The following is a 22,517-nucleotide window of genomic DNA, read 5'->3' as shown; positions in this document are numbered from 1 at the left end:
AGCACGGCATAAGCCGTCCAACCATCGCGCAGGGAAGGCCGAGTGATTGGCTACACCTGTATGCTGCTGTGCGGTTTCCTTGCGCTACATTTTCGCGCAGCGGACCGCGGGTGCCAGCCGGCACCCGGCCTTCCCTGCGCCCTCTTGGACAAGAGGGTGAAGCGACCAGGCAAAGACTCGGGCGAAATGCGCCGCGAGGCTGCGAAGCTGCGTCTGCAAGTTGAAAACGCACGTTGGAGAATTGCGGTGAGGCCTCTTGCTCCGTCATTGCGAGCGCAGCGAAGCAATCCAGTCTGCCGCCGCGGAGGGATTCTGGATTGCTTCCGCCTTCGCTAAAGCTTCGGCGGAAAAGTCGCTACGCTCGCAATGACGATGTGGAGAGAGTGTGCGCCACACTCCGTTCTCGTGCCGGACGCAGCGCAGCGTCTCTTCGACGGTGCGTTGCAGCGCTTCCGGAACACGAGAGTGGGGCGGCACCTCGTTCTAGCCGGCCAAGATCCTCCGGCAAGCGTCGACGAACACCTGGGCGCCGGTGACGATGTCGGCATCGGCGGTGTTCTCGGTCCAGTGATGGCTGATGCCGCCGATCGACGGTACGAACAGCATGCCCGCGGGCATGACGGCCGCAAGCATCTGCGCATCGTGGCCGGCGCCGCTGGGCATGCGGATGGAGCGGCCGCCGGCCAGGGCCTTGCTCGCGGCTTCGATCGCGTCCTGGATGCCCGCGTTCATCATGGCCGGCGCGCCAGTGCGAATCTTTTCCACGGTGACGGTGCAGGGACCGTTCGCGCTGGCCTCGTCCGCCATGCTCCGCAGCAGTTGCTCCAGCCGGGCGATGACAAAAGGATCGTCGTCGCGGATCTGGAACAGCATTTCGGCTCCCCCCGGAATAATGCTCGGCGCGCCCGGATCGAGCGTGATGCGGCCGGTGGTCCAGACCGTGCGCGGGCCGCAGCTATCGGGGAAACGCTCGTCGATTGCGACGCAGAACTTTGCCAGCGCCAGCCCGGCATCCTTCCGTGCAGCCATGCGGGTCGTGCCGGCGTGATTCTGCTCACCGGTGAAATTGATCTGGTATTGCCAGATGCCGACGATGGAGGTGACGACGCCGACCGCAAGGCGGCCGCTTTCGAGCGTGTCGCCCTGCTCGATATGGGCTTCCAGATATCCAACGTGCCGGCCCCGCTCGGCGGTGGTGCGCAGTCGTCCTGCGAGCCCCATGTCGGCGAGTGCGTCCCGCATGGTGCGGCCGCTGGTACGGTCGCGTGCGGCATCAATGTCGGCCTCGGTCACTTGCCCGACATAGGAGCGCGACCCGAGGAAATGTCCAAAGTGTCCTTCCTCGTCGCACCAGGCGGCAAGTTCGACCGCACCTTCGAGCGAGGGATCGGCATTGAGCACGCGCGCCGCTTCGAGCGCGTAGACGACACCGAGCGGGCCGTCGAGCCAGCCGGCGTAGTTCTGGCTTTCGAGATGCGATCCCGCCAGCAGCTTGGGTCCCGCCTTTGCGCTGCTGCCGAAGACATTGCCGATGCCGTCGATCGCGGCGGTGAGGCCCGCGTCGGGCAGCTTCCGCACCAACCAATCCAGCGAAAGCTTGTGCGGCTCGGAGAAGGTCGGCTTGTGCACGCCGGTCTTGTAGGCGCCGATGGCACGGAGCGCATTGAGATCGGCGAGAACGCGCATCCCGTTTGCGCGTGAAACGGTGTCAGGCATGTTCGGCAACCTTCAACGCCTCGGTGCGGATCTCCTCGACCAGCCGTTCTTTCAACTGGACGAATTCGGGCGTGGTCTTGATCTTGTAGGAGCGCGGATGCGGCAGGTCCACGTTGATCTCGGCCTTGATGCGGCCGGGGCGTGCGCTCATGACGATGACGCGGCTGCCGAGGAAGATCGCTTCCTCGATGTCGTGGGTCACGAACAGCACGGTCTTCTGGTCGCGCTCCCAGATCCCGAGCAGCATTTCCTGCATCAGGGCGCGCGTCTGGTTGTCGAGCGCGCCGAAGGGCTCGTCGAGCAGCAGGATCTTCGGATCATTGGCGAGCGCGCGCGCGATCGCGGTGCGCTGCTGCATGCCACCGGAGAGCTGCTTTGGCCAATGGTTCTCGAAGCCGGACAGGCCGACTTGGCGGATGAAGGCGTCGGCGATCTTGTTGCGCTCCACCTCGGACACGCCGCGCTCGCGCAGGCCGAAGGCGATGTTCTCGCGCACGGTCAGCCAGGGAAACAGCGTGTAGGACTGGAACACCATGCCGCGGTCGGCGCCCGGGCCGGTCACCTCGCGTCCATCGAGCACCACACGTCCGCCGGTCGGGCAATCGAGGCCGGCGACGATGCGAAGCAGCGTGGACTTGCCGCAGCCGGAAGGGCCGAGGATGGTGACGAAGTCGTTGTTGCCGATCACAAGATCGGTCGGCTCCAGTGCCCTGGTCGGGGCGTTGCCGTGGCGCGCGGGAAAGGTTCGCGAGACCTGTTCGACCTTGAGGATCGTCATGCGAGCCTCCAGGGAAACAGCCACGCGTTGAACGCCTTGAACAGGAAGTCCGAGACCAGGCCGATCAGCCCGATCACGATGATGCCAAAGATGATCTGGCCGGTGTTGAGCAGCGCCTGGCTGTCGGTGATCATGTGGCCGATACCGGAGGAGGAGCCGATCAGTTCGGCGACGATGACATAGGTCCAGGCCCAGCCCAGCACCAGCCGCAGGATCTCGGCGATCTCCGGCGCGGAGGAAGGCAACAGCACGCGGCGGATGATGCCGCGGTCGCTGGCCCCCAGTGTATAGGCCGCCTCGACCAGGTCGCGCCGCGTCGTGCCGACGGTGACCGCGATCATCAGGATGATCTGGAACACCGAGCCGATGAAGATGACGAGCAGCTTCTGCAGCTCGCCGATGCCGGCCCACAGGATCAGGAGGGGAATGAAGGCGGAAGCCGGCAAATAGCGCGCAAAGGAGACGAACGGTTCGAGGAACGCCTCGACCGGCTTGTACGCGCCCATCAGCACGCCGAACGGCACCGCGATGATGGCGGCCAGCACGAAGCCGCCGACGACGCGCCAGATCGTCATGCCGATGTCGAACAGGAAGCCCTGTTTGATGATCAGATCGACGCCCTCCTGCACCATGGTCAGCGGGTTGGCGAGGAACACTTTCGACACGTGGCCGCCGAAGGTCGCCCAGGACCACAGGGCAACGAACACTACGAAGAACGCAAGGCCGTAAGCCACGCGCTGCCTTGACGTCACGGGATCGAGGGGACGCATCTAAATGTCTATCCGGGCGGTGAACAAGTTTACCGGCCCCGCCGCGAGACGGGGCCGGCGGCTCCGAGGAGATTTACTTGATGTAGCTGGCGTCGAAGAGATCCTCGACCTTCGGCGCGGCCTTGATGATGCCGATCTCCAGCAGGAGGTCGGCGGCTTCCTTGTTGAAGGTCAGGAAATCGCCGGCGAAGAATTTCTGGTTGGCGGCCTTGTCCTGCCAGCGCAGATACTTTGCCGAGTTGCCGAACGCCTCGCCGCTCTGCTTCACGTCGGCGCCCATGATCTCGTAGGCTTTGGCCTGGTCCTTGGCGATCATGTCGAGGGCCTCGAAATAGCTGTCGGCGAGCGCCTTGGCGGCCTTCGGGTTCTCGCTGAGGAATTTCGGCGTGCAGCCGAACGTGTCCATGACCATCGGATAGTCGAGCGTGGTCGCGATGATCTTGCCCTTGTCGGGTGCGGCACGAACCGTCGACAGATACGGCTCATAGGTCATCGCGGCATCGTTCTGGCCGGAGACGAAGGCCTGTGCGGCGGCGGCCGGCTCGAGGTTCACGACGGTGACGTCCTTCACCGACAAGCCGTTCTTCTTGAGCATCCAGGCCAGCGCGAAATAGGGCGAGGTACCAGGCGCGGAAGCAGCAACCGTCTTGCCCTTCAGATCCTTGATCGCGGCGAGCTCGTTGCGCACGGCCATGCCGTCGGCGCCGTAGCTCTTGTCGAGCTGAAAGATCTGCTTGGTCGCGACGCCGTTGGCGTTCCAGGAGATCCAGGTCTCGACGGTCGTTGCCGCGCACTGGACGTCACCGGAGGCGATCGCGAGATGGCGATCCTTCTGCGGAATCTTCTTGATGATGACATCGAGGCCATTCTTCTTGAAAATGCCGGCTTCCTTCGCCAGCGTCAGCGGCGCGAAGCCGGTCCATCCGGAGATGCCGACGCCGACCTTGACGTCGTCGGCGAGCACCGGGGTGGAAGCTGCGAGGGCAATGATTGTCGCAAAAACTTTCGAACTACGCATGATTGTCGTCCTCTTGCCGATCGATGGATTGACGTCCTGTTGATCTTGGTCGGTCCTCCTGGACCCTTGCCCGAAGCTTTGCACGATTTGTGCCGACACGTCCTCTCAGCCTCCCTTGAATCGGGCGACAAGGCGGTGAGAGTCCCCGGGATAGAGCAGCCGCACCGCGGTGATCGTGCGCGCGCTGCGCCAGGTATAGCGGTCGATCACGAGGCAGGGTGCGCCCACGGCGATGTCGAGCGCCTCCGCCGTGCGATCGTCCGCGACGATGGCGCTGATCGTATGCTCGGCCTCTGTCCATGGAACATGGTGAAGCAGCCACGAGCCGGGCGGCTCACGCGAAAAATCCGCGGTCGCCGCATCTGGCACCGACGCGAGATCGATCAGCCTGTCCTCGACGGCGAAAGGCACGTTGTCGGCGCTGTGGCGGCAGGTGATCGCGACCACCTTGCCGGCCTTCTTGACGCCGAGGCGGTCGCGGTCGGCAGCGGTCGCGGCGCGGAGCTTGCGACCGATCAGCTCGTAGCCGTAAGCACGCCCGAGCGCAGTGATCTCGGCGCGCATGTCGGCGATCTTGAGCACGGCAGACTGGTGTTGCGGCCGGCGGACGAAGGAGCCGGCACGTCGCCGCCGCTCGATCAGGTCGGCTTGCGCGAGCTCCGACAGCGCCTTGTTCACGGTCATGCGCGAGCAGCCGTAACGCGCCACCAGTTCGTGCTCGAACGGGATGCGATGCCCGGGCGGCCACTCGCCTGTCAGAATGCGCTTCTCGATATCGGCGCGAATCCGTTTGTAGAGCGTGGGCTGGTCGGGCGTATCAGTGGCGAGACTCATGCAACGAGCCTCCGCACCGATGCGTTGAAGCGCTCGCGCGCGGCCTGGCGCAGTCTGTGCCGGCCGCCTTCGACGACCTTGTCGCCGCCGGCCCAGACGCAATCGATTGCGCCGCTGCCCGCGGCAAAGATCCAGCCGTCGATCGCGGCATCGCGCGCGCGCCCCGCCAGCGAGGGATGCGTGGTGTCGAGCGTGACGACGTCGGCACGCGCACCCGGCGTCAGGCCGACGGACATCTGTGCCAGCGCCCGCGCACCGCCCGCAAGCGCGTGATCAAACAGCGCGCGTCCCGTCGAGCGGCCTGCGCCGGCCGAGAGCACGTTGCGCTCGCGGTGCTTGAGCCGTTGGCCATATTCGAGCTGGCGCAGCTCGTCGGCGACGCCGACCAGCACATTGGAATCGGTGCCGACGCCAAAGGTACCGCCGGCACCGACGAATTCGCGGGCCGGGAAAATGCCGTCGCCAAGGCTTGCCTCGGTGATGGGGCAGAGTCCGGCGACCGCGCCGGTCTTGGCGAATGCGCGGACTTCCTCGGCCGTGGTGTGGGTGGCGTGAATGAGGCACCAGCGTTGGTCGACGGGCGCGTGCTCCAGCAACCATTGCACCGGACGTCGTCCGGACCACGCCAGGCAATCCTCGACTTCCTTCACCTGCTCGGCGGCATGAATGTGCACCGGTCCGCCGTCCGCGAGCGGAATGATCGCCGCAAGCTCGGCCGGCGTCACAGCGCGCAAGCTGTGCGGCGCGATACCGATATTCGCGCCCGGCGATTGTTCAATGACCTTGCGCGAGGCAGCCATCAGCGCGGAAAATTGATCAACCGTACAGATGAAGCGGCGCTGGCCGGCATGCGGTGCTGTGCCCCCGAAGCCACCATGCGCATAAAAACTCGGCAGCAGCGTCAGCGCAATACCCGAGGCCTCTGCAGCCTGCGCGATGCGTGCGGCCATTTCGGCGACGTCGGCGTAGGGCGAGCCGTCGCGATCATGATGCAGATAATGGAATTCGCCGACGCGGGTGAAACCCTGCTCCAGCATCTCGACATAAAGCAGTGTCGCGACCGTTGCGACGTCGTCAGGCGTCATCGCCAGCGCGAAGCGGTACATCGTCTCGCGCCAGGTCCAGAAAGTGTCGGTGCTATCGCCGCGCAGTTCTGCAAGCCCCGCCATGCCGCGCTGGAAGGCGTGGCTGTGCAGGCTCGCAAGCCCCGGAAGCGCGATTTCGTGGCGTTCGTCGCCGGTGGCCGCGGCCACGCCCGGCGTCACCTCGGCGATCGCGCCGGCGGTGATCACCACCTGCACGTCATTGGCCCAGCCCGAGGGCAGGAGCGCGGAGGCGAAATGCAGTCGTGTCATGTTTCCATGCCGGCTGGACAGAACCGCGACACGATTATATGTCTAGACATATAAGTCAAGCATCCCACGCGAAGGGACAGTTGCATGGCAGAACGCTACGACCGGATCTGGCATAACGCCCGGCTCGCCACGATGCGGGCCGATCGTCCCGATCTCGGTGAGATCGAGCACGGCGTGATCGCCGCGCGCGGCGGCCGTATCGTCTATGTGGGCGCGGCGGCGGACTTTCCGGCGGACGCGGATGCCATCGATCGGATCGATTGCGGAGGGCGTTGGATCACGCCCGGTCTCGTCGATTGCCACACCCATCTGGTCTATGGCGGCAACCGCGCCCATGAATTCGAGTTGCGCCTGAAGGGCGCGAGCTACGAGGAGATCGCGCGCGCCGGCGGCGGCATCGTCTCGACGGTGGCCGCGACGCGCAAGGCAAGCGAGGCCGAGCTCGTAGCACACGCGCTGCCGCGGCTCGATGCGCTGATTGGCGAGGGCGCCACCACGGTCGAGATCAAGTCCGGCTACGGCTTGGATACCGAGACCGAGATGCGGCAGCTGGCCGCCGCGCGAAGCCTGGGCCGTCATCGGCCGGTCGCGATCCGAACCTCGTTTCTTGGTGCGCATGCCCTGCCGCCAGAGGCCGACGGCGACAAGGATCGCTACATCGATCTCGTCTGCAGGAAGATGTTGCCGGCGGTCGCGAAGGCCGGTTTGGCCGATGCCGTCGATGCCTTCATGGAGGGGATCGCATTTTCCGGCGAGCAGACGGCGCGGGTGTTTGAGGCAGCGAGGCGGCTTGGACTGCCGGTCAAGCTGCATGCCGACCAGCTCTCGAACCTCGGCGGCGCTGCGCTCGCCACAAAATTCTCGGCGCTCTCGGCCGATCACCTCGAGCACACCGACGAAGCCGGTGCAGCGGCGATGGCAAAAGCTCAAACGGTGGCCGTGCTGCTGCCCGGCGCCTTCTACTTCATCCGCGAGACGCAAAAACCGCCGGTCGAGACATTCCGCAAGCACGGCGTTGCCATGGCGCTCGCGACCGACTGCAATCCGGGCAGCTCGCCGCTGACCTCGCTTCTGCTCGCCATGAACATGGGCGCGACGCTGTTCCGGATGAATGTGGCCGAGTGCCTTGCCGGTGTCACTCGCGAAGGCGCGCGAGCGCTCGGCGTGCTCCATGATACCGGCACGTTAGAGGCCGGCAAATGGTGTGACCTTGCGATCTGGGACATCGAGCGCCCCGCCGAGCTGGTCTATCGCATCGGCTTCAATCCGCTGTACCGCCGGGTGTGGAGGGGGCAATGACGGAGCAGCGCGCGCCGATCGTCGTCAAGCCGGGCACGGTCAGCCTCGATGATCTCGCGCGCGTGCTCGAAGGCGCACCTGTCGTTCTCGATCCCTCGTTCTGGCCGCGCATCGATGCGGCCGCGGAGATCGTTGCAAGGGCTGCGCGAGCCCATGCCCCCGTCTACGGCATCAACACCGGCTTCGGCAAGCTGGCCTCGAAGCGCATTCCGCCGGACCAGACCGCGCTGCTCCAGCGTAATCTCGTCGTCTCGCATTGCTGCGGCGTCGGTGCGGCGACGCCCGAACCGATCGTCCGCCTGATGATGGCGCTGAAGATCATCTCGCTCGGGCGCGGTGCTTCCGGCGTGCGCCGCGAGGTGATCGAGCAGTTGCAGGCCATGCTGGCGCGACGCATCTCACCGCTGGTGCCGCAGCAGGGTTCGGTCGGTGCTTCCGGCGATCTCGCGCCGCTCGCGCATATGACCGCTGTGATGATCGGCGAAGGGCAGGCGATCGTCGACGGCAAGACGGTGTCGGGCAGCGAGGCGCTCGCGGCCGCCGGCCTGACGCCACTGACGCTCGGTCCCAAGGAAGGGCTCGCGCTGATCAACGGCACGCAATTCTCCACCGCCTACGCCGTCTCCGGCGTGCTGCGCGCATTTCGCCTGGCCCGCGCCGCGCTCGTCACCGGGGCGCTGTCGGTCGATGCGGCGATGGCCTCGACGGCGCCGTTCCGCCCCGAGATCCAGGCGCTGCGCGGTCATTCCGGACAGATCGCGGCGGCGGCAACCCTGATGGCGCTGCTCGACGGCAGCGACATCCGCTTGTCGCATCTCGAAGGCGACGAGCGCGTGCAGGATCCCTATTGCCTGCGCTGCCAACCGCAGGTCGCGGGCGCGGCGCTCGACCTGATCGTGCAGGCGGCGCGGACGCTTGTCGTCGAGGCCAATGCCGTCACCGACAATCCGCTCGTGCTGGTCGAGACCGGCGAGATCGTCTCCGGCGGCAATTTCCATGCCGAACCGGTGGCCTTTGCCGCGGATACCATCGCGCTCGCGCTGTCGGAAATCGGTGCGATCAGCGAGCGGCGCATCGCGACGCTGGTCGATCCCGCGCTCAATTTCGGCCTGCCGCCGTTCCTCACTCCCGATCCCGGTATCAATTCCGGCTTCATGATCGCCGAGGTGACGGCGGCCGCGCTCTATGCCGAGAACAAGCAGCGCGCGGCTGCCTGCTCGATCGATTCGACGCCGACCAGTGCCAACCAGGAAGACCATGTTTCGATGGCCGCGCATGCCGCGCGGCGGCTGTCCGACATGGCCGACAATCTCGCCACCATCCTGGGCATTGAGCTGCTGGTCGCCGCCCAGGGCATCACGCTGCGCGCGCCGCCTGCAACCAGCGCGCCGCTCGCTGCCGTCATCGCCGCACTGCGCGAGCAGGTGCCGCCGCTCGGCGCCGACCGCTACATGGCCGGCGATCTCGCCAAGGCTGCAGCGCTGGTCGAGGCCGACGCGCTGCCGGCTGCGGCGCTCGCCGTGCTTTCAACCGACCCGTTTCCGACACTTGCCTGACGAGGTGTTCCGCATGAACCGCCGACTGGACAATGACCGCACCATCCGCGCACCCCGCGGCAGCGAAATCAGCGCCAAGAGCTGGTTGACGGAAGCGCCCCTGCGCATGCTCATGAACAATCTCGATCCCGACGTTGCAGAACGTCCGAGCGAGCTCGTGGTCTATGGCGGCATCGGCCGCGCGGCGCGTGACTGGGAGAGCTTTGACCGGATCGTTGCTTCGCTGCGCGAGCTCGAGGACGACCAGACGCTGCTGGTCCAGTCCGGCAAGCCGGTCGGCGTGTTCCGTACCCATGCCGACGCGCCGCGTGTCCTGATCGCCAACTCCAACATCGTGCCGCACTGGGCGACGCTCGACCATTTCAACGAGCTCGATCGCAAGGGCCTGATGATGTACGGCCAGATGACGGCCGGTTCCTGGATCTATATCGGCAGCCAGGGCATTGTGCAGGGCACCTACGAAACCTTCGTTGAAGTTGGCCGCCGACACTATGGCGGCAGCCTCGCCGGCAAATGGATTTTGACCGCCGGTCTCGGCGGCATGGGCGGCGCGCAGCCGTTGGCTGCGACCATGGCCGGGGCTTCGATGCTGGCGGTCGAGTGCCAGCCGAGCCGCATCGAGATGCGTCTGCGCACCGGTTATCTCGATCGCCAAGCCGCCACGCTCGATGACGCGCTTGCGATCATGGCGGAGGCGACGAAGACGAAGAAAGCCGTCTCAGTCGGCCTGCTCGGCAACGCCGCGGAGATTTTTCCCGAACTGGTCCGCCGTGGTGTCAGGCCCGACATCGTCACCGATCAGACCAGCGCGCACGATCCGATCAACGGCTATTTGCCGAAGGGCTGGACGCTTGCGGAGTGGGAGACTAAGCGGGCCACCGATCCAAAAACCGTGGAGCGCGCCTCGAAAGCTTCGATGGTCGAGCACGTTCAGGCCATGCTGGATTTCCATGCGCTGGGCATTCCGACGCTCGACTACGGCAACAACATCCGCCAGATGGCGCAGGACATGGGCCTGAAGAACGCCTTCGATTTTCCCGGCTTCGTCCCCGCCTATATCCGTCCCTTGTTCTGCCGCGGCGTGGGGCCATTCCGCTGGGCCGCGCTGTCGGGCGATCCCGAGGACATCTTCAAGACCGACGCCAAGGTCAAGGAGCTGATGCCTGACGACAAGCACCTGCACAATTGGCTCGACATGGCCAAAGAGCGCATCAAGTTCCAGGGCCTGCCGGCGCGGATCTGCTGGGTCGGGCTCGGCGATCGCGATCGCCTGGGCCTTGCCTTCAACGAGATGGTGGCGCGTGGCGAGTTGAAGGCTCCTATCGTGATCGGCCGCGATCATCTCGATAGCGGCTCGGTGGCGAGCCCCAACCGCGAAACCGAAGCGATGAAGGACGGGTCGGACGCTGTGTCCGACTGGCCCTTGCTCAACGCGCTGCTCAATTGCGCCAGCGGCGCGACCTGGGTGTCGCTGCATCACGGCGGCGGCGTCGGCATCGGTTATTCCCAGCATGCCGGCATGGTGATCGTCGCCGACGGTACGCCGGAAGCGGCGAAGCGGATCGCGCGCGTGCTCTGGAACGACCCTGCCAGCGGCGTCATGCGCCACGCCGACGCGGGTTACGACACAGCGATCGAATGTGCCCGCGACAAGGGGCTCGATCTGCCGGGCCTGGCGACGTAGCCAGGCTCAGTCGCGCGCCAGCAGCCTCGGCATCGTGGTCTTCGCGCCATCCATGAAGGTCTGGACGGCATCGCGAACGATCGCGTCGAGATCTGCCGGTATTGGCGTCGCGTAGATGAATTTGCGGATCGCGAGATAGAAAATCCGGCCGTGCAGGCCCCAGAACAGCTCGGTCTCGCGCTCGCCGAGCGGATGTGTCTTTGCTTCGGGCAGTTTCAGGTCGTGGCGCAGTTCGCCGGCCGCCGGCTCGATGATCTCGCGCCTGATGATGTCGAGATAGCGGCCGGTGATGCCGAACGACTTCATGCCGGAGAAGACGAAGATCCGCACCCAATTGTACTCGAACACGCGTTCGACATAGTCGAGATAGAAGCGCGTCAGCCGCGCCTCCAGCGATAGCGAGCGGTCGCGGATCATCGGCCCCCAATCGGGCGACCAGCGGCTGAGATAGACCTCCTGGTAGACACGCTCGATCAGCGCTTCCTTGCTCGGGAAGTGGCGATAGATCGCGGAGTGCGTGATGCCCAGGCGCTTGGCGAGCTCGCGCGTCTGGCCCTCGAAGCCGCGCTCGGCAAAGAACCGTATCGCCTCGTCCACGATCGCGCGCTCGCGATCGGCCGCACGCATATTGCGGCGCTTTGGCGCGGACTTGCTGCCTGTCTCGGCCCGCTTCCGGGCCGGTCGTTTCGCCGTCTTCTGCGCTTTTCGGGCCATTTCGTCGCTGAATCGCACGTCCAGCAGTCTTCATAGCCTAACGCGCATTTGTAACCAAATGGTCATTTCCTGTTGACCGGCTTCCGATGCCGTGTCAGGATTTTGAGACCAGATGGTTACAAATCTGGCGTCCCGGCTGATGAGCCGAGGGATCCGAGGAAACGGCGGTGAAGGCGAGGGCTTTCAGCTATTTTCGCGCTGCGACGATCGACCAGGCGTTGGACGCTCACGCGCGCGCCGGCGACGATGCGCGTTTCATTGCCGGCGGCCAGAGCCTCGTGCCGGCGTTGTCGCTGCGGCTGCAGGCGCCGCGGCTGCTGATCGACATCACCCATATCTCCGAGCTGCGCGGCGTCAGGCGTGAGGGCGGATATTTGCGCATCGGCGCGTTGACGCGCCATCGCGAGATGCTGAGCGAGCCGCTGATCGCCGAATTCGCGCCGCTGTTGCATGCGGCTGCGCCCTTCGTCGCCCATCCCGCGATCCGCAACCGCGGCACGTTCGGCGGTAGCGTCGCGCAGGCCGATCCGGCTTCCGAATTTCCGGCGATGACGCTGGCGCTCGATGCCGAGATCGAGATTGTCGGCGCTTCCGGCAGCCGGCGCGTCAAGGCCGAGGACTTCTTTGTCGACCTGTTCGAGACAGCTCTGCAGCCCGGCGAGCTGATCACCGCGGTGTTCGTCCCGCTGTTCAAGGCCGATCAACGCTTTGCGTTTGACGAATTGGCCCGGCGGCGCGGGGACTATGCGCTGGTCGGTTGCGGCATGCTCGCGACCTGCACCGGCGAGCGCATCGATGACATAAGGATCTCGTTCTTTTCTGTCGGCAATACGCCGACGCGGGTGAAGGGAACTGAGGCGACGCTCATCGGTTCGAGCCTTGGTGCTGAACGCATCGCCGCGGCGCAGGCCGCCCTCGAAGGTGATCTCGCACCACCTGAAGGCGACGAGGTGCCGCCGGCGATGCGGCTCCATCTCGCCCGCGTATTGCTCGGACGCATGCTCGGACGTCTCGGAATGGGCCGATGAGCGGCTTCGACGAATCCCTTCTGGACGATGCGGACGAGGCCGTGCGCGTTCGCTTCGTCGTCAACGGCCGCAAGGTCGCCTGCGAGGTCGCGCCGCGCGAGACGCTGGTCGATTGCCTGCGCAACGCGCTCGAGCTGACAGGCACGCATGCCGGCTGCGAGATGGGCGCCTGCGGTGCGTGTCTCGTCCAGCTCGACGGCCAAGCCGTGCACGCCTGCCTGATGTTCGCGGTGCAGGCTGACGGCGCCAGGATCTATACGATCGAAGGGCTCACGGAGAGCGGCGTAATCGCCGACCTCCAGGCCGAATTCCACCGCCGCAACGCTCTGCAATGCGGCTTTTGCACGCCGGGCATGCTGGTCAACGCCCACGAACTCCTCTCGCAGGTGACGCGGCCCAGTCGTGAGGACATTCGCGACGCGCTGTCGGGCAATTACTGCCGCTGCACCGGCTATGAAGCGATCGTCGATGCGATCGACGCCGTGGCAAAAGCGCGAAGCGAAAGCGGAGGCCCGATATGAGCGCGCCGCTGACCTCGCTGGATCGCCCGAATTCCTATATCGGCCGCTCCGTGCCGCGCCCGAACGCCAAGCGGCTGCTCGCCGGCCGCGGGCGCTATGTCAGCGACCTCCGGCTGCCGCGGATGCTGTATGCCGCGTTCCTGCGCAGCCCGCATGCGCATGCGAAGATCATTTCGATCGATGCCGGGCAGGCGCGAGCGCTCGAAGGCGTTCATCTCGTCGCGACCGGTGCCGATCTCGCAAAGATCTGCACGCCCTGGACCGGCACGCTCGATCATTTCAAGGGGATGATCTCGGCACCGCAATTACCGCTGCCGCTCGACCGCGTGGTCTGGGCCGGGCAGGCGGTGGTTGCGGTTGTTGCCGAGAGCCGTGCGATCGCCGAGGATGCGCTGGAACTGATCGAGATCGACTACGAAGACCTTCCGATCGTCGCCGATATCGACAGCGCGCGTGAGGGCGGCGGGCCGCTGATCAATCCTGGCAGTGCCAACAATGTCTGCTTCCGCAGCCAGCTCGACAACGGCAGCGTCGACGACGCCTTTGCGCATGCGGCCCATGTGGTGGAGGAGGAGTTGTCCTTCGGCCGCCATACCGCTGTGACGCTGGAGCCGCGTGCCATCGTTTCCGATTACGATCCTTCGGCCGAGATGCTCACCGTGCATCACGCGACACAGACGCCATATCAGTTCCAGGACCTCTATTCGCGCCACTTCGGCATTCCGGAGGCCCGCGTTCGCGTGATCGCGACCGACATCGGCGGCTCCTTCGGGATGAAGCTGCATGTCTATCATGAGGACATGGCCGTGGTCGGCCTCTCGATCCTGCTCGGCCGTCCCGTCAAATATGTCGCCGACCGCATCGAATCCTTCGTCTCCGACATCCACGCCCGCGACCACCGCGTCCGCGCCCGGATGGCGCTTGATGCCAAGGGCGAGATCCTTGCGATGGACGTGCTGGACCTGACCGCAATCGGGGCGTTTTCGACCTATCCGCGTACAAGCGTGGTGGAGGGCAACCAGGTCATCCGCCTGATCGGCGCGCCCTATCGTTTCAAGAACTACCGCGCGACGCTCGAGGTGCTCTTCCAGAACAAGGTGCAGACCAGCCAGTATCGCGCAGTCGGGCATCCCATCGCCTGCGCGGTCACCGAGCGGCTGGTCGACATGGCCGCGGCGAAGCTCGGTCTCGATCCCTTCGCGATCCGAGCGCAGAATGTCATCGCCGATGATGCCTATCCGCAGACCTCGCCGACCGGCTACCGTTTCGAGGCGTTGTCGCATCAGGCCTGCCTGAAGCGGCTGCACGAGATGATGGATTATGACGCGCTGCGCTCCGAGCAGGCAGAGTTGCGCAAGCACGGCGTCTACCGCGGGATCGGCATTGCGGCCTTTGTCGAGATCACCAATCCAAGTCCCGCGTTCTATGGCGTTGGCGGAGCCCGTATCTCCTCGCAGGACGGTGCGATCATCAGCCTGACGCCATCAGGCGAAGTGCGCTGCCTGATCTCGGTCACCGAGCAGGGGCAAGGCACCGAGGCGATCATCACCCAGATCGTGGCGGATCAGCTCGGTCTCGCGCAGGAGCACGTCAAGGTCATCACCGGCGATACCGAGGTGACGCCGCATGGCGGTGCGACCTGGGCCTGCCGCGGCGCCGGCATCGGCGGCGAGACTGCGCTCCAGGCCACGCGCGCGCTCAGGCGCAACATCCTGGAAATCGCTGCGCTCATCCTCCAGGAGCAGCCATCGGCACTCGACATCATCGATGGCGAGGTCGTCGACGCTGGCACGCGAAACCAGCGGATGCCGATCTCCGAGATCGCGCGCATTGCCTATTTCCGTTCCGATACGCTACCGCCGGGCACGCAGGCCCAGCTCACCGTGAGCCATCACTTCGCGCCACAGGGCTATCCGTTCGCCTTCACCAACGGCATCCAGGGCTGTTCGCTGGAGGTGGACGTCGAGACTGGCTTCATCAAGATGTTGAAGCATTTCATCGTCGAGGATTGTGGCCGCGTCATCAATCCGATGCTGGTAGACGAGCAGCTCCGCGGCGGCATCGTGCAGGGATTGGGCGCGGCGCTGTTCGAGGAGTGTCGCTACAGCGAGACCGGCCAGCTCGTGAACGGCTCGCTCGCCGACTACCTCGTTCCGATGGCGATGGAGATGCCTGACATCGTCATCGCCCATGTCGAGACGCCGACCGCCGACACCGAGCTCGGCGCCAAGGGATGCGGCGAGGCGGGGACGGCGGCGGCGTCGGCCTGTGTGCTGAACGCCGTCAACGACGCGCTCGCACCGCTCGATGCAACGATCAATTCCATCCCGATCACACCCGCAAGAGTCCTGAAAGCCCTGAAGCGATTCTAGAAAAAAGACATTGGAGGAAATCATGCCAAAATCCGGTTCGACCCTGAAAATATCCCGCCGCACCGCGCTTGCCAGTCTCTCGGCAAGCGCGGCACTGCTCGCCATGCCGCGGCTCGGGCGCGCTGCCGACGAAACGATCCGCATCGGCTTTCCGACCCCGCTGACCGGCCCGTTCGCTGCGGAGGCGCGCGACCAGGTCAAGTGCGCCGAGCTCGCGGTCAAGCTCGCCAACGACAAGGGTGGCATCGGCGGCCGCAAGGTCGAGCTGTTGGTGCGCGACGACAAGCTCAATGCCGGCGAGGCCGCGACCCGTACGCTGGAACTGATCGAGAAGGACAAGGTCCACGCCGTGGTCGGCGCGCTCTCTAGCGCCGTGCAGCTCGCGGTCAACGAAGTCACCCGCGCCCGCGGCGTGATCTACGTTTCGATCAGCCAGTCCGACACGATCAACGAGGTCAAGGATTTCAGCAAATACACCTTCCACGAGGCGCTGAACCCGCACATGACCACCGCCGCCGTGGCACGGCAGACCCTGAAGAAAGGCATGAAGGTTGCCCATCTCGTCGCAGACTACGCGTACGGACATGAGATGCAGCGCGGCTTCAAGCGCGCGCAGGCGGCCATCGGCGCGGATAGCGTCGGCGAGATCCTGCATCCGTTCGGCGCTGCCGACTATTCCACCTTCATGCCGCGCCTGATGTCGATGCGGCCCGACGTGCTCTGCATCTCCAATTTCGGCCGTGACCAGGCCAATGCGATCAAGCAAGCGGTGGACTTCGGCGTCAAGCAGCAGATGAGGATCGTCGTGCCGGTGATCCTGCACAACCAGCGGCTCGCGGTCGGCCCTGACGTGTTCGAGGGCGTGGTCGGCGGCGCCAACTATTACTGGGGCCTGGAGACGCAGAGCAAGTCCGCCGCCGCTTTCAACGCCGCCTTTAAGGCAGCCAATGGCGGCGCGATCCCGACCGACTACGGCGCCTACGGTTATGCCGGCGTCGGGTCGCTGCTGGCGGCCATGCAAACCGCGGGTGGCACTGATACCGACAAGGTGGTCGATGCCCTGGAGAAGCTGCAATACGACCTGACCAAGGGTCCGCAGCACTACCGCAAATGCGACCACCAATCGGTGCAGCCGGTGCTGGTGCTGGAGTCCAAGAAGAAGTCCGCCATGGCCAACGACAACGATCTGTTCGCCATTCTCGCCAACGACACTGGCTCCGACGACATGCTGCGCAGTTGCAGCGAGCTGGGCCACGCGACCTGAAGCCCGGGCAATGGACCTGTCGCTGATCATCATGCAGCTTCTTTCCGGGATCGCCCTTGGGGCGGTCCTGGTGATCACTGCGCTTGGACTGACGATCGTGTTCGGCATGCTCGGGGTGGTCAATTTCGCTCATGGCGCCCTGTTCATGATCGGGGCCTATGCGGGGCTGTTTCTGGCGTCTCTCACCGGAAGCTTCTGGTGGGGATTGCTGCTGGCGCCCATCCTGATCGGCGCCTTCGGCATGCTGATCGAGTTCGTCCTGATCCGAAGGCTCTACGGGCGCTCGATCGACGATCCGCTGCTCCTCACTTTCGGCCTCAGCTACATCCTGGTCGAGGGCGTGCGGATCGTGTTCGGCAGCGATGGCATCCCGTTTCCGACCCCGCCGCAGCTGATCGGCGTGCTCGATCTCGGCATCGGCTTCTTCCCGCGCTACCGCCTGTTCGTCATTGCGCTGGTGGCGGTGGTGCTCCTGGTGCTCTGGCTGACGCTGGAGAAGACCCGGATCGGCTTGATCGTGCGCGCGGGCGCCCGCGATCCCACCATCATGCAGGTGCTCGGTGTCGACATCGGCCGGGTCTGGCTCGCAATCTTCGGGCTAGGCGTCGGGCTGGCCGCGCTCGGCGGCGTGCTCGCGGGTCCCATGCGCAGCGTCAATCCGGAGATGGGATCGCTGGTGCTGGCGGAAGCCTTCGTGGTGACCGTGATTGGCGGCCTCGGCTCGATCGTAGGGGCCGTCGTCGCAGGTCTCATGGTCGGCATCTCGATCAGCCTGGTCGCGCTGTTCGCGCCGGAGATGGCGACCATCGTCATGTTCGCGCTGATGGCCGTGGTGCTGCTGATCCGCCCGCAGGGCTTGTTTGGCATCAGAGGGAGGACCGCGTGACCTCACCATCGAGTGGCGAAGCGGTCGCCAGACCGTCGTCCAACGGGCTCAGCCGGCTTCTCGAGCAACGCGTGTTGCTCTCCATCGCGGTGCTGGCTGTGTTGCCCTGGCTGCTGCCGTCTCAGGCGCTGGCCGTCAACGTCCTGATCTATGGCGTCGTTGTGATGGGCTACAACCTGCTGTTCGGCTACACCGGGCTGTTGTCGTTCGGCCAGGCCGCGTTCTTCGGTGCGGGCGCCTACTTCACCGGCATTGCGATCGGTCGTTACGGCGTGCCCTGGTTTGCTGCGGTGCCGATCGCCGTCCTCCTCAGTACCGGCCTTGCGGCCTTGATCGGCATCGTCTCAACGCGCACCCGCGGCATCTACTTCTCCATGGTGACGCTCGCGCTGGCTCAGCTCGTTTATTACGTCGCGCTCCAGGCCTCGTCTTTCACCGGTGGCGAGAATGGCCTGCGCGGCTTTACCGTCGATCGCATCAGCCTGTTCGGCTTCCCCGTCAATTTCCTCGACCCCGTCAACAAATATTATGTGCTGATGGCCTTCGCCGCATTGGCCATGTGGTTCCAGTCGCGCATCCTGAACTCGCCCTTTGGGGCCGTGATCGAGGCAATCCGCGAGAACGAGCAGCGGGCGCGGGCCTGTGGCTATGACGTCGAGCGCAGCAAGCTGATCGTGTTCATGCTGTCGGGCGCGATCTCCTCGCTCGGTGGCTGCATGCTGGCGCTACATCTGTCGATCGTGCCGCTCGACATCCTGCACTACCAGACCTCGGGCATGATCGTGATGATGGTGCTGCTCGGCGGCGCGCGCAGCTTCTTCGGGCCGTTCGTTGGCGCAGCGGCGTTCCTGATTCTGGAGGACGTCATCTCGGTCTGGACCCCGCACTGGCAGCTCTTCGTCGGCGCGATCTTCGTCCTGTTCGTGCTGTTCCTGCCCAAAGGCATCTGGGGCACGCTGCTCGACACATTGGGTGTCGGAAAGGCCCGGCCATGAGCGGCGAATTGCTTCGTGCCGAGGGGATAGGCAAGCACTTCGGCGGCTTCGTCGCGCTCGAAGGCATCACCGTGTCTTTTGCGGCCGGACAGCTCACCTCGATCATCGGGCCGAACGGCGCCGGCAAAAGCACGTTCTTCAACATCCTCTCCGGCGCGCTGACACCGACGTCAGGCAAGCTGCATTTCAGAGGACGCGAGCTGAACGGCCTTCCGCAGCATCGGTTCGTGCATCAGGGCATCTCGCGCTCTTATCAGATCACAAACATCTTCCCGGACCTGTCGGTGCACGAGAACGTCCGCGTGGCGGCGCAGGCGCTGACCGTGAGCTACGACATCTGGCGTAACCGCGCTCGACTTACGGAACTCCATGCGCGGGCTGATGCTGCACTCGACGCGGTCGGGCTATCTGGCAGGCGCGCTGAGTTGGCGAAATTCCTGTCGCATGGCCAACAGCGCGCGCGGGAGATCGCGATCGCGTTGGTCTCGGAGCCGGAAGTGCTTCTGCTCGACGAGCCGACCGCCGGCATGGGGCCGGAGGAGACCAAGGACATGGTCGCGCTGCTCGAACGGCTCGCCGAGAAGCGCACCGTGCTTCTCGTCGAACATAAGATGAAGATGGTGCTGGGCCTATCCAAGCGCGTCGTGGTGCTGCATCATGGCCGCCTGCTTGCGGACGGCGCGCCCGATGAGATCAGGAGCAATCCGGAAGTCCGCCGGGTCTATCTCGGACAGAGTGAAGGCTATGGCTGAGACTGCACTGCTCGAAATTGAGGATCTCCACGCCTGGTATGGCGCGAGCCACGTCCTTCACGGCATTTCCTTGCATGTGCAGCCCGGCGAGGTCGTTGCCCTTGTCGGCCGCAACGGGGCCGGGAAGACCACCACGCTGCGGTCGATGATGGGACTGATGCCGAAGGCGACGGGTCGTGTGCGCTTTGCGGGTCGGGAGCTTCTGCAGCTGCGCGCCCATCAGCGCTTCCATCTCGGCCTTGCTTACGTCCCCGAGGAGCGCCGCATCGTCCCCGGTCTCTCCGTGCGCGAGAACCTTCGTCTCGGCCTCGTCGCGGCAGGAAGCGAGATCGATGAGCGCGTCGCGATCGACGAGATCGCCGAGACCTTTCCGCGCCTGAAGGAGCGCCTCGACCAGGAGGGTGTCACGCTGTCAGGCGGCGAGCAGCAGATGCTGGCGATTGCACGCGCCTTGATCGCAAAGCCCAAGATGCTTCTGCTCGACGAGCCGTCGGAGGGCATCATGCCTGTCCTGGTCGAGGAGATGGGCGTGCTGTTCCGTCGCCTGCGCGACGAGGGCAAGACGCTGCTCCTGGTCGAGCAGAACGTCGAATGGGCGCTGCGGCTCGCTGACCGTGCCGTGATCATCGATCAGGGTGAAGTCGTGCATCAAAGCAGCGCCGCGGCGCTGCTGGCGGACAAGGACATCCAGGAGCGCTACTGCGCGGTCTGACTTTAGGCCACGACCCTGGATACGGCGCCGCCGAGGCGCTGGCGTTCCTTGGCGAGATACTCGTCGATCGCGTTGCCATGCATGGGCTTGGCGAAGTAGTAGCCCTGGATGAAGTCGCATCCCAGCCGGCGCAGGGTGTCGAGCTGGGCGCGGGTCTCGACGCCCTCGGCGACGCAGGCGATCTCCATGTCGTCACAGAGGCCCGTGAGGGACTTGATGATCTTGTGGCTCACTGGATTGTCGTTGACGTCGGCGATGAAGCTGCGGTCGATCTTGATTTTGTCGAGCGGCAGCCAGTGCACGTGGCTCAGCGAGGAGTAGCCGGTGCCGAAATCGTCCAGCGAAATGCCGCAGCCCATCGCCTTCAATGCAGCGATCGACTGTTGTGCGCGTACGAAATCGAAGGTGACGGCGGTCTCGGTGATCTCGAAGTCGATCCGGTGCGGCGGCAGCCCGCTCTTCTCGACGATCGTGATCAGCGGCAGGATGCCCTCGGGCGAGCAGACGTCGTGGGCAGACAAGTTGAACGACAGGCGGATGTGGTCGGGCCAGGTCCTGGCCGTCGCGAGCGCGCGTACCAGGAGCGCCTGCGTCAGCGGCCGGATCAGGCCGATGCGCTCGGCGGCCGGAATGAAATCGGCTGGCGAAACCAGGCCGAGGCGGGAGCTGTGCCAGCGCGCCAGGACCTCGAAGCCGGCGGTATGCTCGCTCATGGCGTCCACGATCGGCTGGTACACCAGGTCCATCTCGGTGCTGAAATCGGCGGTGCGCAGCAAATTCTCGATGACGCCGCGGCTGCGGATCTCGGCCTCGAGCTCGCTCGAGAAGATCACGGTGCGGCCGCGCAGATGGCGCTTGGCGTGATAGAGCGAATAGTCGGCGCATTCATAGAGCGCTTCTGCCGTCGTTGCCGATTGCGGGAACAACGCGAAGCCGATCGAGCAGGACAGCCCGGTATGGGCGGTGTCGAGCTGGTAGGGGAGCTTGACCTGGTCACCAACGCGTTCGCCGAGCCGCATTAGATCCGCATCGTCAGGGTCGCCGCACACGACGAGACCGAACTCGTCGCCGCCGAGCCTGGCGAATTCCACCCGCTGCGGGCCGAAGCCCTCGCAGACCTCGCGGATGCGCCGGCCCGCCTCGATCAGAACGCGGTCGCCAACCGAATGGCCGTAATTGTCGTTGATCGGCTTGAAGCCATCGAGGTCGATGATCCCGACCGCGACGCGAACGTTCCTGCGCTCGGCATCGGTGAACGCGCTCGACAGCTCGGCGAAGAAGCGGCGGCGGTTCGGTAGTTCGGTCAGGGAATCGAGGTTGGCGAGGCGGAAGTTCTCGTCCGAAAGGGCCTGGGTGGCCGCCTGCTGCGCCAGCAACGATTTGCGGCTCGCTACGAGATCGGCGAAGTCACGATAGTAGATGAACAGTACCGTCACCATCGCCCCCGACACGAGCAGATTGTTGACGGCGATCGCCTTCAGCGTCGGCTCGCCGGTGGCCCAGAAGAACACCACATAGGGCACGTCGACGACCAGCGTCACGATCAGCGCCGCCGAGCGCAGATGCATCAGCGAGAAGATGCAGCCGATCACGGTCACCGCCATGTAGAAGGCTACCTGACTCTTGGCGAAAGCATCGCCGTAGGGATAGAGCGCGAAGGACCATGCGGTGAAGCCTGCGCCGATCGGCGCCGCGATCCAGTTGGTAAAGCGCAGATTGCGCAGGATGTCGGCATCGGTGCGCACGACACGGCGCTGGCGCAGCCACCAGAATGTGCGAAAGCCTGTGATCGCGATCAACAGGGCGGGCACGATCATACTGAGCGAGGGCGGTGCGAGCGGCACATAGGTATAAGCCACCGCGATCGTGTTTGTGATGAGGATGAAATAGAGCAGCGGGATTTGTTTTGAGAAGGCGTCGAATTGCGCGCGCATCAGCTCCGGATTGTCGGCCGGCACCCGAAACAGCTCTGCGACGGCAGCTAGATGTGACTTCAAATTGGTGACAGGCATTGCAATATCAGCCCCGAATTTCCTCAAAACGCGGGCGATCTTGCACGGCGGCGGTAAAGGGGGCGTTAGATTGGAGTCCTCGCGAGAGGTTCGACGCGCCGCAGACCTTCTCGATCCGCGCACCGGTGAGGCCGCGTTAACGATATCCGGCGGCGGAAGTGCGGGGATTGGCTGGAAGAGCCTGCATAAGATGCGGTACGCTCTGCTAACCATATGCGCCGGCGCAACCTATTGTCGCACCGACAGCGGTG

At 65.0% G+C, this 22,517-nt stretch carries 19 protein-coding genes; 11 read left to right on the top strand and 8 right to left on the bottom strand.

Features of this window, described 5'->3' with window-relative positions; translation table 11 throughout:
• Positions 1-483 precede the first annotated feature (483 nt).
• From AC0L3J_RS31550 to AC0L3J_RS31525, 6 genes are all read right to left on the bottom strand, one after another.
• The gene (locus AC0L3J_RS31550; RefSeq protein ID WP_473349630.1) at positions 484-1,716 is read right to left on the bottom strand and encodes a hydantoinase/carbamoylase family amidase; all 1,233 of its coding nucleotides are present in this window, start codon (positions 1,714-1,716) and stop codon (positions 484-486) included.
• On the bottom strand, positions 1,709-2,494 hold the full coding sequence (locus tag AC0L3J_RS31545) for an ABC transporter ATP-binding protein (protein ID WP_473349629.1): 786 nt from the start codon (positions 2,492-2,494) through the stop codon (positions 1,709-1,711). The genes AC0L3J_RS31550 and AC0L3J_RS31545 overlap by 8 nt, the downstream gene beginning before the upstream one ends.
• Positions 2,491-3,264 (bottom strand): ABC transporter permease, encoded by a 774-nt coding sequence (locus AC0L3J_RS31540; RefSeq protein WP_007601313.1) that lies wholly within the window; start codon positions 3,262-3,264, stop codon positions 2,491-2,493. Before AC0L3J_RS31540 ends, AC0L3J_RS31545 begins: the two co-directional genes overlap by 4 nt.
• A gap of 73 nt (positions 3,265-3,337) precedes the next feature.
• On the bottom strand, positions 3,338-4,282 hold the full coding sequence (locus tag AC0L3J_RS31535) for an ABC transporter substrate-binding protein (protein WP_473349628.1): 945 nt from the start codon (positions 4,280-4,282) through the stop codon (positions 3,338-3,340).
• A 105-nt stretch (positions 4,283-4,387) separates the two neighbouring features.
• The gene (gene hutC / locus AC0L3J_RS31530) at positions 4,388-5,116 is read right to left on the bottom strand and encodes a histidine utilization repressor (RefSeq protein ID WP_247402712.1); all 729 of its coding nucleotides are present in this window, start codon (positions 5,114-5,116) and stop codon (positions 4,388-4,390) included.
• Positions 5,113-6,471, bottom strand: coding sequence for a formimidoylglutamate deiminase (locus AC0L3J_RS31525; protein WP_473349627.1), 1,359 nt, complete (start codon positions 6,469-6,471; stop codon positions 5,113-5,115). The genes hutC and AC0L3J_RS31525 overlap by 4 nt, the downstream gene beginning before the upstream one ends.
• 84 nt (positions 6,472-6,555) lie before the next feature.
• On the opposite strand from AC0L3J_RS31525, the gene hutI reads away from it, so the two are divergent.
• Genes hutI through hutU form a run of 3 tightly spaced genes read left to right on the top strand, consistent with a single transcriptional unit; the run spans position 6,556 to position 11,010 of the window.
• Entirely contained in the window at positions 6,556-7,770 is a 1,215-nt protein-coding gene (gene hutI / locus AC0L3J_RS31520) for an imidazolonepropionase (protein WP_473349626.1), read from the top strand.
• The gene (hutH, locus tag AC0L3J_RS31515; RefSeq protein WP_473349625.1) at positions 7,767-9,326 is read left to right on the top strand and encodes a histidine ammonia-lyase; all 1,560 of its coding nucleotides are present in this window, start codon (positions 7,767-7,769) and stop codon (positions 9,324-9,326) included. The genes hutI and hutH overlap by 4 nt, the downstream gene beginning before the upstream one ends.
• 13 nt (positions 9,327-9,339) lie before the next feature.
• A complete protein-coding gene (gene hutU / locus AC0L3J_RS31510; RefSeq protein WP_473349624.1) occupies positions 9,340-11,010 on the top strand; it encodes a urocanate hydratase in 1,671 nt (556 codons plus the stop codon).
• A 6-nt stretch (positions 11,011-11,016) separates the two neighbouring features.
• Here hutU and AC0L3J_RS31505 read toward each other — a convergent pair whose 3' ends face one another.
• Positions 11,017-11,637: a TetR/AcrR family transcriptional regulator gene (locus AC0L3J_RS31505; protein ID WP_473349623.1), complete on the bottom strand. Its 621-nt coding sequence runs from the start codon at positions 11,635-11,637 to the stop codon at positions 11,017-11,019.
• 254 nt (positions 11,638-11,891) lie between these two features.
• Between AC0L3J_RS31505 and AC0L3J_RS31500 the strand changes: the two genes are divergently transcribed.
• From AC0L3J_RS31500 to AC0L3J_RS31465, 8 genes are read left to right on the top strand one after another with little or no spacing between them, the layout of a single operon-like run.
• Positions 11,892-12,752 carry an FAD binding domain-containing protein gene (locus tag AC0L3J_RS31500; RefSeq protein ID WP_473349622.1) on the top strand — a complete coding sequence of 287 codons (861 nt, stop codon included), beginning with the start codon at positions 11,892-11,894 and terminating at the stop codon, positions 12,750-12,752.
• Positions 12,749-13,273: a (2Fe-2S)-binding protein gene (locus AC0L3J_RS31495; protein ID WP_473349621.1), complete on the top strand. Its 525-nt coding sequence runs from the start codon at positions 12,749-12,751 to the stop codon at positions 13,271-13,273. Before AC0L3J_RS31500 ends, AC0L3J_RS31495 begins: the two co-directional genes overlap by 4 nt.
• Positions 13,270-15,645, top strand: a complete 2,376-nt coding sequence (locus AC0L3J_RS31490; RefSeq protein ID WP_473349620.1) for a xanthine dehydrogenase family protein molybdopterin-binding subunit — start codon at positions 13,270-13,272, stop codon at positions 15,643-15,645. The genes AC0L3J_RS31495 and AC0L3J_RS31490 overlap by 4 nt, the downstream gene beginning before the upstream one ends.
• 22 nt (positions 15,646-15,667) lie before the next feature.
• A complete protein-coding gene (locus tag AC0L3J_RS31485) occupies positions 15,668-16,909 on the top strand; it encodes an ABC transporter substrate-binding protein (protein ID WP_473349619.1) in 1,242 nt (413 codons plus the stop codon).
• Between the two features lie 10 nt (positions 16,910-16,919).
• Entirely contained in the window at positions 16,920-17,795 is an 876-nt protein-coding gene (locus AC0L3J_RS31480; RefSeq protein WP_473349618.1) for a branched-chain amino acid ABC transporter permease, read from the top strand.
• Positions 17,792-18,790, top strand: a complete 999-nt coding sequence (locus AC0L3J_RS31475) for a branched-chain amino acid ABC transporter permease (protein WP_473349617.1) — start codon at positions 17,792-17,794, stop codon at positions 18,788-18,790. The genes AC0L3J_RS31480 and AC0L3J_RS31475 overlap by 4 nt, the downstream gene beginning before the upstream one ends.
• Entirely contained in the window at positions 18,787-19,542 is a 756-nt protein-coding gene (locus tag AC0L3J_RS31470) for an ABC transporter ATP-binding protein (protein ID WP_473349616.1), read from the top strand. Before AC0L3J_RS31475 ends, AC0L3J_RS31470 begins: the two co-directional genes overlap by 4 nt.
• Positions 19,535-20,254, top strand: a complete 720-nt coding sequence (locus AC0L3J_RS31465; RefSeq protein ID WP_473349615.1) for an ABC transporter ATP-binding protein — start codon at positions 19,535-19,537, stop codon at positions 20,252-20,254. The genes AC0L3J_RS31470 and AC0L3J_RS31465 overlap by 8 nt, the downstream gene beginning before the upstream one ends.
• Positions 20,255-20,256: 2 nt before the next feature.
• Here the strand turns inward: AC0L3J_RS31465 and AC0L3J_RS31460 are convergent, their stop codons facing one another.
• Entirely contained in the window at positions 20,257-22,266 is a 2,010-nt protein-coding gene (locus AC0L3J_RS31460; RefSeq protein WP_473349614.1) for a putative bifunctional diguanylate cyclase/phosphodiesterase, read from the bottom strand.
• Positions 22,267-22,517: the final 251 nt, after the last annotated feature.

It is taken from the genome of Bradyrhizobium sp. Kon37, assembly GCF_055807535.1.
Note: the sequence above shows the minus strand (reverse complement) of the source record. Positions and strands in the feature narration are given on the sequence as shown.

What these genes read in the sequence shown, in the direction of transcription:
- AC0L3J_RS31550 (WP_473349630.1), bottom strand. Translation starts at nt 1,716, where the DNA reads ATGCCTGACACCGTTTCACGCGCAAACGGGATGCGCGTTCTCGCCGAT.
- AC0L3J_RS31545 (WP_473349629.1), bottom strand. Translation starts at nt 2,494, where the DNA reads ATGACGATCCTCAAGGTCGAACAGGTCTCGCGAACCTTTCCCGCGCGC.
- AC0L3J_RS31540 (WP_007601313.1), bottom strand. Translation starts at nt 3,264, where the DNA reads ATGCGTCCCCTCGATCCCGTGACGTCAAGGCAGCGCGTGGCTTACGGC.
- AC0L3J_RS31535 (WP_473349628.1), bottom strand. Translation starts at nt 4,282, where the DNA reads ATGCGTAGTTCGAAAGTTTTTGCGACAATCATTGCCCTCGCAGCTTCC.
- hutC (WP_247402712.1), bottom strand. Translation starts at nt 5,116, where the DNA reads ATGAGTCTCGCCACTGATACGCCCGACCAGCCCACGCTCTACAAACGG.
- AC0L3J_RS31525 (WP_473349627.1), bottom strand. Translation starts at nt 6,471, where the DNA reads ATGACACGACTGCATTTCGCCTCCGCGCTCCTGCCCTCGGGCTGGGCC.
- hutI (WP_473349626.1), top strand. Translation starts at nt 6,556, where the DNA reads ATGGCAGAACGCTACGACCGGATCTGGCATAACGCCCGGCTCGCCACG.
- hutH (WP_473349625.1), top strand. Translation starts at nt 7,767, where the DNA reads ATGACGGAGCAGCGCGCGCCGATCGTCGTCAAGCCGGGCACGGTCAGC.
- hutU (WP_473349624.1), top strand. Translation starts at nt 9,340, where the DNA reads ATGAACCGCCGACTGGACAATGACCGCACCATCCGCGCACCCCGCGGC.
- AC0L3J_RS31505 (WP_473349623.1), bottom strand. Translation starts at nt 11,637, where the DNA reads ATGCGTGCGGCCGATCGCGAGCGCGCGATCGTGGACGAGGCGATACGG.
- AC0L3J_RS31495 (WP_473349621.1), top strand. Translation starts at nt 12,749, where the DNA reads ATGAGCGGCTTCGACGAATCCCTTCTGGACGATGCGGACGAGGCCGTG.
- AC0L3J_RS31490 (WP_473349620.1), top strand. Translation starts at nt 13,270, where the DNA reads ATGAGCGCGCCGCTGACCTCGCTGGATCGCCCGAATTCCTATATCGGC.
- AC0L3J_RS31485 (WP_473349619.1), top strand. Translation starts at nt 15,668, where the DNA reads ATGCCAAAATCCGGTTCGACCCTGAAAATATCCCGCCGCACCGCGCTT.
- AC0L3J_RS31480 (WP_473349618.1), top strand. Translation starts at nt 16,920, where the DNA reads ATGGACCTGTCGCTGATCATCATGCAGCTTCTTTCCGGGATCGCCCTT.
- AC0L3J_RS31470 (WP_473349616.1), top strand. Translation starts at nt 18,787, where the DNA reads ATGAGCGGCGAATTGCTTCGTGCCGAGGGGATAGGCAAGCACTTCGGC.
- AC0L3J_RS31465 (WP_473349615.1), top strand. Translation starts at nt 19,535, where the DNA reads ATGGCTGAGACTGCACTGCTCGAAATTGAGGATCTCCACGCCTGGTAT.
- AC0L3J_RS31460 (WP_473349614.1), bottom strand. Translation starts at nt 22,266, where the DNA reads ATGCCTGTCACCAATTTGAAGTCACATCTAGCTGCCGTCGCAGAGCTG.